The organism is Bacillota bacterium, from assembly GCA_036504675.1.
Taxonomy (GTDB): Bacteria; Bacillota; Sulfobacillia; order JAJYWN01; family JAJZPE01; genus DASXUT01.
On sequence record DASXUT010000147.1, the window covers coordinates 24,822 to 39,859 of the forward strand.

Annotated in this window: 17 protein-coding genes and 1 riboswitch; all 17 genes read right to left on the minus strand. The window is 67.5% G+C overall.

What is annotated here, in order from left to right; all coding sequences use genetic code 11:
- Window positions 1-12: 12 nt before the first annotated feature.
- Window positions 13-471: a flagellar basal body-associated FliL family protein gene (locus tag VGL40_10635; protein ID HEY3315715.1), complete on the minus strand. Its 459-nt coding sequence runs from the start codon at window positions 469-471 to the stop codon at window positions 13-15.
- 1 nt (window position 472) lies between these two features.
- On the minus strand, window positions 473-685 hold the full coding sequence (locus VGL40_10640) for a flagellar FlbD family protein (protein ID HEY3315716.1): 213 nt from the start codon (window positions 683-685) through the stop codon (window positions 473-475).
- Between the two features lie 219 nt (window positions 686-904).
- A complete protein-coding gene (locus tag VGL40_10645; GenBank protein ID HEY3315717.1) occupies window positions 905-2,143 on the minus strand; it encodes a flagellar hook protein FlgE in 1,239 nt (412 codons plus the stop codon).
- Between the two features lie 94 nt (window positions 2,144-2,237).
- Entirely contained in the window at window positions 2,238-2,657 is a 420-nt protein-coding gene (locus tag VGL40_10650) for a TIGR02530 family flagellar biosynthesis protein (GenBank protein HEY3315718.1), read from the minus strand.
- Window positions 2,658-2,659: 2 nt separating this feature from the next.
- Window positions 2,660-3,145: a flagellar hook capping FlgD N-terminal domain-containing protein gene (locus tag VGL40_10655; protein ID HEY3315719.1), complete on the minus strand. Its 486-nt coding sequence runs from the start codon at window positions 3,143-3,145 to the stop codon at window positions 2,660-2,662.
- 41 nt (window positions 3,146-3,186) lie between these two features.
- On the minus strand, window positions 3,187-5,076 hold the full coding sequence (locus tag VGL40_10660; GenBank protein HEY3315720.1) for a flagellar hook-length control protein FliK: 1,890 nt from the start codon (window positions 5,074-5,076) through the stop codon (window positions 3,187-3,189).
- 131 nt (window positions 5,077-5,207) lie between these two features.
- Entirely contained in the window at window positions 5,208-5,906 is a 699-nt protein-coding gene (locus tag VGL40_10665) for a hypothetical protein (protein ID HEY3315721.1), read from the minus strand.
- Between the two features lie 93 nt (window positions 5,907-5,999).
- On the minus strand, window positions 6,000-6,452 hold the full coding sequence (fliJ, locus tag VGL40_10670) for a flagellar export protein FliJ (GenBank protein ID HEY3315722.1): 453 nt from the start codon (window positions 6,450-6,452) through the stop codon (window positions 6,000-6,002).
- Window positions 6,453-6,464: 12 nt separating this feature from the next.
- Window positions 6,465-7,835, minus strand: a complete 1,371-nt coding sequence (fliI, locus tag VGL40_10675; GenBank protein ID HEY3315723.1) for a flagellar protein export ATPase FliI — start codon at window positions 7,833-7,835, stop codon at window positions 6,465-6,467.
- Window positions 7,825-8,607 carry a FliH/SctL family protein gene (locus tag VGL40_10680; protein ID HEY3315724.1) on the minus strand — a complete coding sequence of 261 codons (783 nt, stop codon included), beginning with the start codon at window positions 8,605-8,607 and terminating at the stop codon, window positions 7,825-7,827. Before VGL40_10680 ends, fliI begins: the two co-directional genes overlap by 11 nt.
- A complete protein-coding gene (gene fliG / locus VGL40_10685; protein ID HEY3315725.1) occupies window positions 8,597-9,613 on the minus strand; it encodes a flagellar motor switch protein FliG in 1,017 nt (338 codons plus the stop codon). The genes VGL40_10680 and fliG overlap by 11 nt, the downstream gene beginning before the upstream one ends.
- Before the next feature lie 22 nt (window positions 9,614-9,635).
- The gene (fliF, locus tag VGL40_10690) at window positions 9,636-11,186 is read right to left on the minus strand and encodes a flagellar basal-body MS-ring/collar protein FliF (GenBank protein HEY3315726.1); all 1,551 of its coding nucleotides are present in this window, start codon (window positions 11,184-11,186) and stop codon (window positions 9,636-9,638) included.
- 264 nt (window positions 11,187-11,450) lie between these two features.
- A complete protein-coding gene (fliE, locus tag VGL40_10695) occupies window positions 11,451-11,774 on the minus strand; it encodes a flagellar hook-basal body complex protein FliE (GenBank protein HEY3315727.1) in 324 nt (107 codons plus the stop codon).
- Between the two features lie 18 nt (window positions 11,775-11,792).
- Entirely contained in the window at window positions 11,793-12,266 is a 474-nt protein-coding gene (gene flgC / locus VGL40_10700) for a flagellar basal body rod protein FlgC (protein ID HEY3315728.1), read from the minus strand.
- 3 nt (window positions 12,267-12,269) lie between these two features.
- A complete protein-coding gene (flgB, locus tag VGL40_10705; GenBank protein ID HEY3315729.1) occupies window positions 12,270-12,647 on the minus strand; it encodes a flagellar basal body rod protein FlgB in 378 nt (125 codons plus the stop codon).
- A 230-nt stretch (window positions 12,648-12,877) separates the two neighbouring features.
- A riboswitch (cyclic di-GMP riboswitch) is annotated at window positions 12,878-12,965 on the minus strand.
- A 215-nt stretch (window positions 12,966-13,180) separates the two neighbouring features.
- On the minus strand, window positions 13,181-13,897 hold the full coding sequence (locus VGL40_10710) for an endonuclease III domain-containing protein (protein HEY3315730.1): 717 nt from the start codon (window positions 13,895-13,897) through the stop codon (window positions 13,181-13,183).
- Window positions 13,894-15,012, minus strand: coding sequence for a GNAT family N-acetyltransferase (locus VGL40_10715; protein ID HEY3315731.1), 1,119 nt, complete (start codon window positions 15,010-15,012; stop codon window positions 13,894-13,896). Before VGL40_10715 ends, VGL40_10710 begins: the two co-directional genes overlap by 4 nt.
- Window positions 15,013-15,038: the final 26 nt, after the last annotated feature.

Below are 15,038 nucleotides of genomic sequence, written 5' to 3' on the forward strand. Positions count from 1 at the left end.
CCGTCGCCCGGTTTACTGGATCATGAACTGGAGGAAGTAGACCTTCATCACCTTGCCCTGGGTCAGCAGGGCCTCGACGGCCTTACCGAGGTCGGTGGCCAGGGCGGCCATCCCGGTCTGGCCCTGCAGGTCGGCGGACGTCTTCGAGCGGAGGACGCCGAGGATGGCGTCGTGCACCGGGACGGCCTTCTTGGTCAGTTCCTGGACCGCCTTGTCCCCGGTGACTTCGATCTCCAGGGTCACCTGGACGAGGCGCTTGCCGCTGGGGTCGGCCAGGTTGGTCAGGAACTCGCCGGCGTTGTAGTTCTTGCCTTCCACGGGCTTTTCGGTGGCCGGCTTATTCCGCCCGAGGAGGATGAAGACCCCTCCCCCGACCACTCCGGCGACGATGACCACCGCCAGGACCAGGGTCACCAGGCTGATGGCCCCCTTGTCCAGGCTGATCCAGGGTTTGGTTGGTTGACGACGCATGTCACTGGCTCCTCCTCGAGCGAACCGGGCGGGCGGCGTAAGCCTGTCGCCGGTAGGCGATGATCCGCTTGATCACTTCATCCACGGGCTCGCGGACAACAACCTTCTTCCCGTCGGAGAGGGTGACGATCGTGTCCGGAGTGGCTTCGACGAACTGGATCAACTCGGCGTTGACGACCAGCTCGCTCCGGTTGAGGCGGGTGACCTTGATCACGGGCTGTTCATCCTCTCTTTCGCCCGTGCCAGGCGGGCTTGCTAAAGAAGGGGGGTGGGCGGGGGCCGGTGGGCATTTGGTTGGAGGGTTGCCTTTTGGAGGGCTGACCGTCCCCCGCCCCTGATCTCCCAACGGGGCCCGTAGGGGTTTCCCGGGGAGCAAAGTCTTTCATCCAGGTGGTCACCGTTCACGGATCGGAGCCGGTCTCACCGGCTACCCTTACCGCTTCAGGTTGACCAGTTCCTGGAGCATCTCGTCGGAGGTGGTGATGATCCTCGAGTTGGCCTGGAAGCCGCGTTGGGTCGAGATCATGTTGGTGAACTCCAGGGAGAGGTCGACGTTGGCCATCTCGAGGGTGCCGGGGGCGATGGTCCCGCGGCCGCCGGTGCCGGTCTCGCCAATGTCCCGGAGGCCGGAGTTGTTGGACTCCTGGAAGAGGTTCTCGCCCATCTTCAGGAGGCCACCGGGGTTGGCGAAGGTGGCCACGGCCACCTGGGCGATCTTCTGGGTGACGCCGTTGGAGTAGACGCCGGTGACCGTGCCGGTCGAGTCGATGGTGAAGGTCATCAGCGAGCCCATCGGGTAGCCGTCGCGGCCGCTGGCGGCGACCGACGACCCGGCGGCGTACTGGGTCAGGCCATTGAAGTTGAGGTTGACGGTGAAGGGGCTGGTCGCGCCGGCGCTGCCGGTGACCTGCATGGTCGCCGCCCCACCGGCGGTCAGGGCGCCGGTGGCGTTGAAGGTCAGGTTGCCGGTCTGGACCGGGGCGGCGACGGCGTCGCCGGTGGCCGTCCAGGACCAGGTGTTGGCCGCGGTGTGGGTGAAGGTCATCGTCACCGAACGCCGGGCGCCGAGGGAGTCGAAGACGTCGATGGAAGTCACGTAGGTGTTATTGGGAGCCGTGGTCGTCAGGCCGGCATCGAGGTTCTTGGCGAAGGCCACCGCGGTGGTGGTGGAGGCGGCGACGCTCTGACCGACGGGGACCTGGAGGTCCTTGATCGTGTTCGGGTTCTTGGCCGGGAAGACGCCGGCCGAGTTGGCCAGCCAGCCCTGGACCTTCATGCCGTTGGACGGGTTGATCAGGTAGCCGTTGGCGTCGAGGTCGAAGGCCCCATCTCTGGTGTAGACCAGGTTGCCGTCGGCGTTGAGGACGAAGAACCCGTTGCCCTGGATGGCGAGGTCGGTCATCTTCCCGGTGGTCTGCAGGTTGCCCTGGATCTGGAGGGTATCGATGCTCGACAGGCCCATGCCCAAGCCGACCTGCTGCGGGTTGGTGCCGCCGCGCTGTCCCAGCGGGGACGAGGCGCCGCGGATGGTCTGGTTGAAGATCTCCTGGAAGTTGACCCGGCCGGCCTTGAAGCCGACGGTGTTGACGTTGGCGATGTTGTTGCCGATGACGTCCATCCTGATCTGGTGGTTACGCAGGCCGGAAACGCCCGCGTACATCGAACGCATCATGGTCTAGGTGACCTCCTTGTCATGTCCGCCCTCAGTCATTCGGGCGGCTTCGGGCCCCCTCAAAGAGGTCCGGCCCGGCTTGCTCGTCCTTCCTCTAGATGATCACGGCGCTGTCGATGTTGGTGAAGACGTTCTCCTTCATCCGCTCGCCGTCGACGGCGGTGATCACCGTCCGGTTCTTCACGCTGACCACCAGGGCCAGGTCCTTCATGAGGATCAGCGATTCCCTCGAACCCTTGGCGGCTGCCTTGTCCACCGCCTGGTCCAGCTTGGCCAGGTCGGCCTCGGTCAGTCGGGTCGTCCGGCCGGCCAACCTCTCCTGGGCGTGGGCCGAGAACTTCAGGCGCTCCTGGTCGAGTTGCTTCTGGAAGATGGTCCGGAAGTCCGTGGCCGGCCCCGCCGTCCCGGTGCTCCCCGGCGTCCCCCGCGGCCCGTTCCCGGCGCCGCTCGGACGGTTGACCTGTCCCGGTCCCCCGGTCGGGCCCGGCAGCGGTCCGTAGATCCTGGGGTCCATCGTCACTTCCCCCCGCCGGCCGCCGCGGCGCTCTGCCCGCCGTTGACCTTGGTCACGTCGGCGAGGGCCACTACCTTTGGTTCGGCCTTGTCGTCCGAACCGTCTTCCTTGATGCTCAGGGCGATCTTGCCGCCGTCGCCGAAGCTGATCCCGGTCACCGCGCCGATGACGGGCTTTTGTTCGCCGTCCTTACCGGTGACTGACTTGCCGAGGAGGGATAGGGTCAGGAGCTTGCCCATGTCCCCGTTCATGTTCTGCATCTGCTCGAGGGCCGAGAACTGGGCCATCTGGGCGACGAAGTCGCGGTTTTCCATCGGCTTCATCGGGTCCTGGTACTGTAACTCGGTCACCAGCAGCTTGAGGAAGCTGTCATTGCCGAGGGTCTTCTGCCCGTCGAAGATCTTGGCCGTGCCCATCGCCGGCGGGGTCTTCTGCCAATCGGTCGCGGTCGACCCGGTCACCCCGGCCGATCCCTGGGTCGTGCTCATTCGCGGTCACCTCCATGAGCTATGGGTCTTCGCCTCTTCGTTCAGGCCACGTAGTTCAGAGCGTGGCCGTCGGATCGATACTGGCCGGCGGCACCGGCCGGCTGTCCCGCGGCGTAGGCGCCTTCGGCCGTCTTGCTCGGGGTCGCCGCCGGGTACCGGCTCCACTCCGCGTCGCCCCAGGCCCGCTGGCCCCAGGCGCCCCGCCCCTGCCCGTTCAACTGGGCCGAGAAGGAGTCGTTGCCAAGGCTCACGGCGATCTGGTCGGTCCGCAGTCCCTGGTCTTCCAGGGCCTGCTTCAGCTGGGGGAGTCCGGCCTCGATGGCCTCCTTGACCCTCTGGCTCTGGGTCACCAGGTGGGCGGTCAGGGCGCCGCGTTCGAGGGTCACCCGCAGGTTCAATGGTCCGAGGTAATCCGGCTTCAGCTGGATCCGGATCTCGCCGCCCTCCCGGGTCCCTTGCCGGTTGGTCCGGGCGACGATCTGTTTGATGATCTCAGCCGGGTCGGGGCGAGCCGTCTCCGCCGTGACCTTGGACGTCCCGCCCTGGACCGTTCGACCGTCGGCGGCGCCGGCCCCCTGGACCGTCGTTCCGTCCGGCCGTCCCGCCGTAGACTGGCCCTGGGCCAGCCCGCTCGGGGCGTCGGTCCGGTCGGTTTGGACCGTCTGGGCCGTTCCGGCCTGCCCCTCCTTGGCCCCCTTGCTCGACCCCGCCGGCTGGTCGCCGGCCGCGGTCTGGGCCTTCGAAGGGTCATGGAGGGGGTTCCCCCCCGGGCCGTCCGCGGCGGCCTTCACTCGCCCGTCGGTCCCTCCGGTTTGGGGTTGGGTCAGGCCCTCCTGGGCGGCGTCGGCCGTCTCGGTCTCCCGGTTCTGGGCCCGGCCGGCCTTGATCGCCCGTCCGTTCCCTTCCCCGCCGATCATCCCAGCCCCGGCCCCCACCGGTGGTTCCCGCCCCGGTCCACTCGAACCGGTTCGATCCGTTTGGGCCCCGGCTCCGGCCGCTGGGGTCGATTGGCTCTCGTCGCCCGCCGGTCCGTCGGCCGCTTGACCTATCGGACCTTGGGCTCCTTGCGTCCCACCGGCGGCGGCGGCCGACCCCTGTATCGGGGCCTCGGTCGTGGCCACCCCACTCGCTCCGGCCGGTTCACCGGCCTTCGCTTCACCTTTCTGCTGGACCACTGCTCGGACTCCGACTGCTTTCGAGTCGTCTCCCGGCCCGTCGGCGGCGGCCTCCCCGGCCGCTCCGTCGGTACCGGCCTTGGCGCTCCCGCGGGCCCCCTGGGCCGCGTCCGCGGTCACCTCACCTTGGGCCGAGCGGCCTTCGACGGCCTGGGCCGCTTGGCCCTTCAGGCTCGCCACCAAGGTTTCGAGGTCGGCGGCCGTGGCGTTCCCGGTCGGCCCGGCCCCCGCCGTTTCGGCGAGGCCCTCGGCCACCTGGGCGGCTTCGGCCGTGAGCCGGTTCGTCTCCGGCCCCTGACCCGCGTCGCTTGACTCCCGGGGCGTCGCCGGGCTTGGGTCGGACCCCCGCGGGGCGTCGGTAGCTTTCGCCTGGATCGCCGTCGCCGGCTCGTCGCCGGCCGCGGCCTCCTTCTCTCCGGTCCGTCCCGGTCCCTTTTGGGACTCGGTCGGCCCGCTCTGTCCCGCCAGCCCGGCCGCGGCGTCCCGGAACCCGTCTCGGGTTTCGCGGGCACCCCCGGTCTCATCGCTGGCGGCGGCCTTCTGACGCCGGCGATCGGGGCCTTCGCTGTCCCTCACCTGCCTCTCACCAGAGCGCCGGCCGGCGGCCGGCGGCCTCGTCCCGGTGGTCCCGGCCCGCCGCAAGTGCTCGGCGAAGGCCTCTCCCCCGGTGGCTCGGCTGGGGCCGCCGGCTCCGGGAATCCCGGGCGCCGTCGCCGCTTCACCGGCCCAGAGGGCGGGTATGTTGATCGTCGTCATCCTTCGTGGTCACCTCCTTTCATGGTGCACATAGGTTTCTTCTTTCGGGGCTTCAGTTGTCAAGGTCCGTCAGGGCTGGGATGTCGGGGCGGGACCTGAGATTCGGGGCGGGGCTATGAGGCCGGCCGGGACTACTGGTGCGAGACCATGATCCGGGTCAACCGGGCCGACGTTACCGGGGGCAGCGCGGCCATGATCCTGGCCGCCTGCTTCTCGTCCATCTTGGTGAGGATGGACACCAGAAGCTCGTCGTCGAGCCGCTCGGCCACCGCCGCCGCCTCGGTCGGCTTCATCGCCGCCCAGAGCCTGGCCAGCTTGTCAACGGTGTTCTTGGTCCCCTGGAGCTGGGTCTCGAGTTGGGTCAGGGCAGCTTCCCTTTGGGCCAGGAGCTTCTCCTTGTCGGCCAGCTCCTTGGCCTTGGCCTCGGCGGCGGCCTGGGCTTCCTGGAGAGCCGCCTCCCTGGCCGCCAGGTCCGCCTGGTCCTGGCTCAGCTTCTGGCGGTCGGCTGCGGTCGGGTCGACCTTGGCGGTCTTCGGTGCGAAGACCCTGCCCACCACCGGGAGCTTGGCCATGGCCGCCTTGGCCTTGGGGTTGGCGGAGACGATGAAGAATGAACCGACGGCGGCGGCGAGCCCGAGGACGAAGATGACGAGGAGGATGGCCATCGGGGAGGTCCGGCCCTTGCCCTTGCCGCCCTTGCCCGCGGCGTCCTGGGCGCCCTTCTTCGTGTCCTTCCCTTTGCCCTTCCCTTTGCCCTTGCCTCTGTCCTCTTCCTCCAGGTCCACCGGACCTTGGGGGTCGAGGTCATCGAGCAGCGACTTCCTGGGCATCCGCGTCATCACCTCCGCTCCGACCGGGTTCTCGCGGCCCACTTCCGGGGCCGGCTACGGGCCCGCTTTCGCCGCCTCGAGTTCCTCCGGCGCTCAGGCCGAGGTCCGTCTCCGGCCGGCGGCCTGCCCGCCGACCTCGTCCAGGACCTTCTGCTCCTCGGCCAGGGACTGACGGCGGTAGTCCGCCTCGCGCCGATCCCTCAGGTTCTCGAGGGTCTTCCGCTTCTTCCTCACTTCCAGCAGGGCCGCCAGCTTGCGGGCGGTCACTTCGGCCGCCCGTTCGACCGCTTGGCGCTGGAGTTCGCGGTCGCCGTTCAGCTTCTTGAGGAAGTCGCGGTATTTCTTGATTTCGGTCACGCTCGCCGGCCGGCGTTCCAGCTCCCGGGCGCCGGCCAGGACCTTGATGATGTTCTTCTCGATCTCCAGGAGCCGCCTCTTCTCGTCCTCCTCCCGCCGCCTGGCCTCGGCCAGTTCGGCTTCGGCCTGCTTCTCGCGGGAGAGGGTGAGGTTCAGGACCTTCTCCAGACGGAACTTGAAGCGGTTCACGGGTCAGCCTCCTTATCCGGCCGCCCCTCCGGCCGCCTGGCGCCCCAGTTCCAAAAGGCGTCCGCGGATGGAGGCGAAGCCCTCCAGTTCGTTCACGTCCTGTCTGAGGAAGGCCCGGACCGGTTCGATCAGCCGCTTGGCCCGGTCGATATTGGGGTTCGAGCCGTCGACGTAGGCGCCGATGTTGATCAGGTCGGACGCGTCCTGGTAGGTCGAGAGGATTTTCCTGACCTCCGAGGCCGCGTCGCGGTGCTCCTTCGGGACGACCTCGGTCATCAACCGGCTGACGCTCCCGAGGATGTCGATGGCCGGGTAGAGGTTCTGGGCGGCGATAGCCCGGGAGAGGAGGATGTGTCCGTCGAGGATGCCGCGGACCGTGTCGGTCACCGGTTCGGTGATGTCGTCGCCGTCCACCAGGACGCTGTAGAACCCGGTGATACTGCCCCGCTTGGCCGTCCCCGAGCGTTCCAGGAGCTTCGGGAGGAGGGAGAAGACCGACGGGGTGTAGCCTCTGGTGGCCGGCGGTTCCCCGATGGCCAGACCGACCTCCCGTTGGGCCATGGCGAAGCGGGTGACCGAATCCATCATCAGGAGGACATCCAGCCCGCCGTCGCGGAAGAACTCGGCGACGGCCGTGGCCACGAAGGCCGCCTTGATCCGGACCAGGGCCGGTTGATCCGAGGTGGCGACGATGACCACCGAGCGTTTGAGGCCCTCCGGGCCGAGGTCCTTCTCCAGGAAATCGCGGACCTCTCGGCCGCGCTCCCCGACCAGGGCCACCACGCTGACGTCGGCCTCGGTGTTGCGGGCGATCATCCCGAGGAGGGTGCTCTTGCCCACCCCGCTGCCGGCGAAGATCCCCAGGCGCTGGCCCTTGCCGCAGGTCAGGAGACCGTCGATGGCCCGCACGCCGACCGCCAGGTGATCCTTAATCCGCGGCCGGTCGAGCGGCTTGGGCGGGGCGTTGTGGACCGCGTAGTGGGCCTCCACTTCGACCGGCCCCTGGCCGTCGATGGGCCGCCCAAGCCCGTCCACCACCCGTCCGAGGAGGGACCGCCCGACCTCGACCCTCAGGGGCTCACCGGTGGCCACCACCTCGCACCCGGGGCCGATGCCGCCCATCTCGCCAAGGGGCATCAGGAGGACCCGTTCGTTGCGGAAGCCGACCACCTCGGCCGGGATCGGCTCGACGCTTCCTCTTGGGAAGAGGTGGCAGAGCTCTCCGACGTTGACCCCGGGGCCGTCCGATTCGATGGTCAACCCGATGACCTGGGTCACCCGCCCGTTGAGGGCCAGGACGTCGGTGTTGTCAAGGACCTTCAGGTACCGCTCGGCCTGGAACAGCTTGGCTTCGCCGGCCGGCCGCGTCGAGCTACTTCTCACCGTTCATCACGTCCCGGAGGGTTTTCTCAGCCCGGGCCAGTTGCCGGTCCAACCGGGCGTCCACGCTGCCCCTGGGGCAATCGATGACACAGCCTCCAGGTTCGATGGTCGGGTCCTCGGTGATGGTCAGCTTCTTCGCCCCCCGGGCGATGGCCCGCAGCTCCTGGCTCCTCTCGTCGAGGGCGACAGCGTCGCGCGGGTGGGTCCGGATGGTCAGCTCTTCCTCGTCGCGGACCTTTTTCATCCCGTCGAGGGCGGCTCGGAAGGCCATCTCCGGGTCGGACTCGGCGGTCTCCCTGACGATCCGCCGGGCCACCGCCAGGGCCAGGCGGATGATCTCCGGACCGGCCTGGGCGACAACCTCGTCTCGCTCGGCCCTGGCCCCGTCGAGGACCTTCTGGGCCTCGTCGATGAGCTTCTGGCTGTCCGCCTTGGCGGCCTGGAAGGCCTCTTCGCGGCCCCGGGTCAGCCCCTCTTGGTAGGCCGCTTCGCTGATAGCGGCGGCCCCCTCGCGGGCCTCGGCGACTATCTTCCCGGCCTTCTCCTGGGCTTGGTCGACCAGGTGGGCGGCCGCTGCCTCGCCGGCGACCGCCCCGCCCTCTACGGTGACGGCGCTCGCCGGCAGGTGGACGGCGGCCATGTCCGACGTGATGGCGATCTCGCGGCCATCGGTGCCGTCGCGGACGAGGACCTTGACCGACGACCCGGCAATCGAGACCAACCTGGGCATTCCGCTGTATAACCTTCTGGCCTTGATAATCCTAGACGACAAGCTCGTCACCTCCGCCGCGAGCGACCACGAGTTCGCCTTCCTCTTCAAGCTTGCGGATGATGTTGACGATCTTCTGTTGCGCCTCCTCGACCGACCTCAGGCGGACCGGTCCGAGGTATTCCATGCTCTCGGAGAGGTTGTCCACAGCCCGCTTGGAAATGTTCTTGAAGATCTTGTTCTTGACGTCCTCGGAAGCCACCTTAAGGGCCAGGGGCAAGTCTTTGGAGATGTCCACCTCGCGGAGGACCCGCTGGATGGAGCGGTCGTCGAGGAGGATGATGTCCTCGAAGACAAACATCTTCTTCTTGATCTCCTCGGCCAGTTCAGGGTCCTGGACCTCGAGGGTCTCGATGATCGACTTTTCGGTGCTGCGGTCGACGAAGTTGAGGACGCCGACCACCGTATCCACCCCGCCGGCGGCCGCGAAATCCTGGGTCATCAGCGAGGAGAGCTTGCGTTCGAGGACCTTCTCGACCTCGCGGAGGATCTCCGGGGAGGTCCGGTCCATGGTCGCGATCCGCCGGGCCACGTCGGCCTGGCGCTCCGGCGACAACGACTGGAGGATGACCGAAGCCTGCTGGGGGCTGAGGTAGGCCATGATCAAGGCGACCGTCTGCGAGCTCTCCCCCTGGATGAAGTTGAGCAGCTGGCTCGGGTCGGTCTTGCGGATCAGGTCGAACGGCCGGACCTGGAGGGTCGTCGTCAGGCGATGGAGGATGTCGACAGCCTTCTGGGTCCCGAGGGCCTTGTCGAGGATCTCACGAGCGTAGTCGATGCCCCCCTGGTCGATGTACTCCTGGGCCGTGCAGAGGGCGTGGAATTCGTCGATGACCTTCTCGCGGGCCTCATAAGGGATTTTCTTGAGGCTGGCGATCTCCAGGGTGAGCTGCTCGATGTCCTCCTCGCCGAGGTACTTGAGGACCTTGGCCGAGTTCTCGGTGCCCAGGGCGATCAGGAGGATGGCCGCTTTTTGTTTTCCGCTCAGTCCGCCTGCCGCTCTGGCCACGTGGTCTCTCCCTTTCTCCTCGTCAGTCCTCGGTCAACCAGGTCTTCAGGACCTTGGCGAACTCGTCGGGCTTCTTCTTGGCCAGCTGGTCGACTTGCTCCCGCAGCCGGCGTCGCTCGACCTCCTCGGGAGGCAACTCCTCCTGGCCGATCTCGGCGATGACCTGGGCCCGCCGTTCCTCACTGGTGAAGACGTCGCTGAGGATCTCCTCGCGCTTCTTGCCGCCGCCGAAGAGGATCCGCCAGAGGATGAAGCCCACCACCGCCGCCAGGAGGATCCGGATCGCCAGGGAGACCCACTGGTTCTGCTTCTTCGCCTTGGACATGTCGGCGGCGACGGCCTCGGCCATGCTCGTGTCGAACTTGATCCCGCTGACCATGATCTGGTCGTTGCGGGTGGAATCCAGACCGATCGCCGCCCGGACCGTGTCCTCGATGGCCTTCTGGTCCTTCGCCTGAAGGTCGCGGTTGATCACCACGGCCACCGACAGGCGCTTGACGGTCCCGGGGGCGACGACGATGTGTTCCTTGATGTTGTTGATCTCATATGTCCGGGTGCTGGTCGTCTTATCCGAGGAGGACTGGTCCGTACCGCTGCCGGCGGCATAGCCAGGCACGTTCGAGCTGGTCCCGGCCGCGCCGCTGGCCCCCTGGGTCGAGCCGGTCATGTTCTCCTCGAGTTCCTGGATGGACCGGATGATCCCGGTCTCGTTGACCACCGGCTCGAAGAGGTCCTTGTCCACGACCTTCTGGTCGAAGTTCATCTCGGCGGTCACCCTGGCAACCACCTGGCCGGGCCCGATGACCTGCTCCAAGAGACCCTGAACGCTCTTCTCCAGGTCCTTCTGGAACTTTTTCTGGACCTCCAGGAGGCCGGTGGAGACTCTGTCCGGGGTCTCCGCGCCGCCCAGGTCGGCTGAGAGCAGGTAGCCGTGGACGTCGATGACCGAGACGTCCTCCGCCTTGAGCCCCTCGACGCTGCGCGAGATAAGGTTGACGATCCCCTGGATCTGACTCTTGTCGAGGGTCACGCCCGGCTTGACCTTGAGGAAGACGGCCGCCGTGGCCGGCTTGGCCATGGTCACGAAGTAGCTCTGCTCCGGCAGGACGATGTGGACCCTGGCCTCCTCGACCTCGGCGACCTGGGTGATGGTCCGGGTCAACTCGCCCTGGAGGGCCCGGATGTAGTTCACCCGCCGCTCGAAGTCGGTCGCCCCGAGTTGGGTCTTGTCGATGATCTCGAAGCCGACCACGCCGCCGCTGGGCAACCCGGCGCTGGCCAGGGCCAGGCGGGTCGAGTAGACGTCCTTGGCCGGGACCTGGATGGTGGTCCCGCCGTCGGTCAGCTTGTGCGGGGTCTTGTCGGAATCGAGCTGCTTGACGATGGCCGCCGCGTCCTGGGCCGTGAGGCTCGAGAAGACCGTGGCGTACTGCGGTCCGCGGGCGTAGACAGCGCTCCAGATAGCGAGGGTCAGGACGGCGACCAAAGCCGCGGCGATCACCAAAGACCGCTGGCGGCCGGTGAGCCGGGCCCACGTACTGGCTATCTGGCGTCGGATCGCGTTGAAGTCCAAGGACTACACCTCCGGACCTGGGGCGGGGCTGGTCGGGGCGGGGCCAGGGACAGGTCCATGGGGACACAAAAAGGGGGACGATAGCGCCGGGTTTCCCGCTGCCTCCGAGCCCCTTTCACAGGGCGCCGAAGGCACGGGAATAACCTCCATGTCTCGAGGAGCCGTCATGGCCCCAGCCGCCATCCTTGGCGTCGCTTGACCCGGGGTTAATCCCCCTGGTGGACTGGATATGGGAGCTTACTGCGGTCGGCGGAGCGAGGGCCTTTACACCGGCATCCTCATTACTTCCTGGTAGGCCTCGATGACCTTGTTGCGGACCTGGATGGCGAGCTGCAGGGCCAGGTCGGCCTTCTCGGTCAAGATCATCACCTGGTGCAAGTCGGTGACGTTCCCGGCGGCCAGGTCCAGCCCGGCCTGCTCCGATTGCAGCTGGAGCTGATTCACGTCACCGACGGCCTGCTTGAGGAGGTCGGCGAAGGAGTTTCCCTCCGGCGTCGTCCCGCCGAGCGAGGCCCCGGCGTTGGCCGCCCCGGTCGCCCCGGTTCCGACCAGGCCGGCCGGCCTGGGCAGGGTCAGATCGATCTTCACCGTCGGCCCCCCCTTCTACTAACCTCGACCGATTTCGAGGGCCCGGAGGGCCATCGACTTGGCCGAGTTGATCGCCGTCACGTTGGCTTCGTACGCCCTGGTCGCCTCGATCATGTCGACCATCTCGGTGACCACGTTGACATTGGGGAGGCTCACGTAGCCGTTCTCGTCGGCGTCGGGGTGGCCGGGTTCATACTTGAGCTTCGATGGGGTGGGGTCTTCGACGATGGAGGCCACCCGGACCCCCCCGCCGACTGTCCCCGCGGCCTCCGTCCCGGTGCCGGCCGCGCGTCTCTGGGCGGCCGACCCGAGATACCTGGAGAAGAGGCTCGGCCCGCGCTGTTCCATCACGGCCACCTGCCGCCGGTATGGCCCGCCCTGCTCGGTGCGGGTGGTGTTGGCGTTGGCCAGGTTCGAGGCGATCAGGTCGAGCCGCAGGCGCTGGGCGGTCAAGCCCGAGGCGCTGATGTCCATCGCTCCGAAGAGTCGCATCGCTTAGCGCCTCCCCTCGGTGATGGCCGACCTGAGCAGAGCGAACTGGCTGGAGATCTGCTTGACCAGGGCGTCGTAGTAAATGGTGTTCTCGGCCAGCTTGGTCATTTCCGCGTCGACATCGACGTTGTTGCCGTCCTGGCGCGTCGAGGTGGTGCTGTCGGTGACGACTTTGGGTTGCCAACCATCCCCGGCCGAGCCGTTCGATGACCGCCTGCTCTCCTCAGCGAGGAGGCCTTCGAAGGAGACGTCGGAGCGCTTGAACCCCGGCGTGTCGACGTTGGCCAGGTTGTCGGCGAGGACCGTGTTCCGCAGGGAGGAGGCATTCAGCCCCCGCTCCAGGAACTTGACCACTTCTGGGAAGATCGCCTTGGATATCACCGTCATCCCTCCTTGGGCCACCGGCCGGGCGTCCTTGCCCGACCCAACCTGGGGGCCGAGAAAACTCTTCGTCTCCAGCTAAACTCTTTCGACCTCGGGTCCGATACTGAGAGCAGGAGACCAGCGCTCTCGGTCCTGGTGAAAAGACCCGACAAAAAAACCTGTCCTTTGGCGCCAGGCGCCGAAGGACAGGTAAAGGCGACTAAAAACAGCCTTCCCCCGTGTTTACCTCCGGCAACCCGGCCATCGACTACGGTTCCACCGTGCCGACCCGTGGCTTTGCGTCCCCACCTTGCGATGGGTTTGCCTTGAAAACGGAGCTTTCGGGTTTCGACATTTCTGTCGGTACTTTGTCAGATACGCCACCCTGCTGGAAACTCCTTCTTCCAAAGGAAAATTTTTTTGGATTTCTCCCCCCTTTTCACTTTTCCCCCCAGCTAGGGACGGTTCCAGTGGCCCCTCGCGGGGCCTTCCCGCGGCCCCTGCTAGCCCATGCTAGCAGGGGTTTTGTTCTTTCTAAAGGGGTCCTTCGCTTATGCCCGCGGCGGCGCCACCTTGTCAGGGGTCCCATCTTGTCGGCAAAGGCCGGCCAGCGGGCACTCGCCGCACCCGGGCCTGGACTTGAGACAGATACGGTGACCGAGTCGGTCGATGAGGGCGTGGAACTCGTTGAACAGGCCGAGGTCGGCCGGCAGATGACCGTGGAAGAAGGCCTGCACTTCATGGTAACGCGGAGACCGAAAGGTCTCCGGCCAATGGCCGAGCCGCCCGAAGACCCGGTAGGTGTAGGCATCGACGACGAAGGAGGGCAGGCCGACGGCATAGACCAGGATCGAGTCGGCCGTCTCCGGCCCGATCCCATACACGCCGAGCAGCTCGGGGCGGAGCTCGGCGAGCGGCCGGTCGGCCATGGCCTCGACCCGCCCGCCGTAGCCCTCGACCAGGTGCCGGGACAAGGCTTGGAGCTTACGGGCCTTGACCCGGTAGTAGCCGGCCGGCCGGATCAGTTCAGCCAGGGCATCGCCGTCGGCGGCGGCCAGGGCCGCCGGGTTCAGCAGACCGGCCGCGTCCAGGCTGGCGATGGCCTTTTCGACGTTGCGCCAGGCCACAGCCTGGGTCAGGATGGCGCCGACGGCCACCTCGAAGGGGGTCCTGGCCGGCCACCAGTGACGCGGACCGAAGCGGGCCAAGAGGTGGTCGTAGACCTCGGTCAGGGCGGGGGGCCGGACGGGGCGGCCGCGCCCGCTCACTCCTCCGCCCCCGGGGTCAGGTCCGCCGTGCGAAGCTGGGAGACGAACTCACGGCCGGCCTCCCTCATCCGAAAGGCGAAGCGCAGCCGGGCGTAGTCGGGACCGGTCAGGTAGGTCCGATAGCGTTGGTAGCCCAGGGCCCGCGCCCATCGCACCAGTTCGCCGAAGGCGGCCCGCTCCACGCCGCCGAAGGACGGGTCCGCTCCCTCGCTCCGCGGCGCGGCCAGGCAGTAAAAGATGACCTCACCGTCATCGATCTGGTTCTGCCGGAAGGAGACCACGGACGGCCGCGGGAGGCGGCCACCGGGCTCCGGCAGGTCGACCATGCTTAGGTCCAGGCGGTGGGCCAGGAACTCGGGATCCGGGTAAGGCTGGCCCGAATAAAGGAACCAGGCTTGCCCGGGGCCGGGGTGGATGCCGGCGATGATCGGCCACGTGGCCTCAGCGAAGATGGCCGGCGGGGGCGGGATCAGGGTCGGTCGGCCCTGGCCGTTAAGGCCGTTGACACCGTCGCCGCCCTTGGCGGCCTTGGGACTGAGCCGTCCCTCGACCGTGACCACCGGGGTCAGTTGGCTGAAGCCGCAGTGCCGGTAGAAGGGAAGGTTGTCCCGGCTGGAGACGACGGTGACCCGGTAGGCCCCCCGGCGAAGGGCCTCGAGGCAGGCCCGCCGGACCAAGGCCCCGCCGAAGCCCCGGCGGAAGAAGCCTCGTTCGACCTGAAGGACGCCGATGTGGGCGACGAGGCTGCCGGCTTCGGGCCGCCCGCCCGACGGGGCGCCCGCGGGCCGGGCTTCCCGGTAGAAATAGACCTCGATCTCGCCGCGCACGATCCAGCCGCTCCCGCCGGCGGGCCGGCTCCCCCGTTCTTCAATCACCAGGGCCAGGTGTCCCAGGTCGGCCGCGCGCTTGAGGTGCACCCTCAAGTAGTCCTCGTTCATCCAGGCCCCGCCGTTGAGCCATTGCTCGAAGGGGCTCAGTTCCTCGATGGAGGCCGGGCGGCGCCGGCGCCCCCCGAAACTCCACCATTTGCCTTGGGGCAGATCGCTGCGGTAGATCCCGGTGATGACGGCGACGTCATCGTCGGTCGCCGGTCTTATCCGTCGCTCTGCGTTCATACCGCGGTATTCAGCCTCTCGACGGG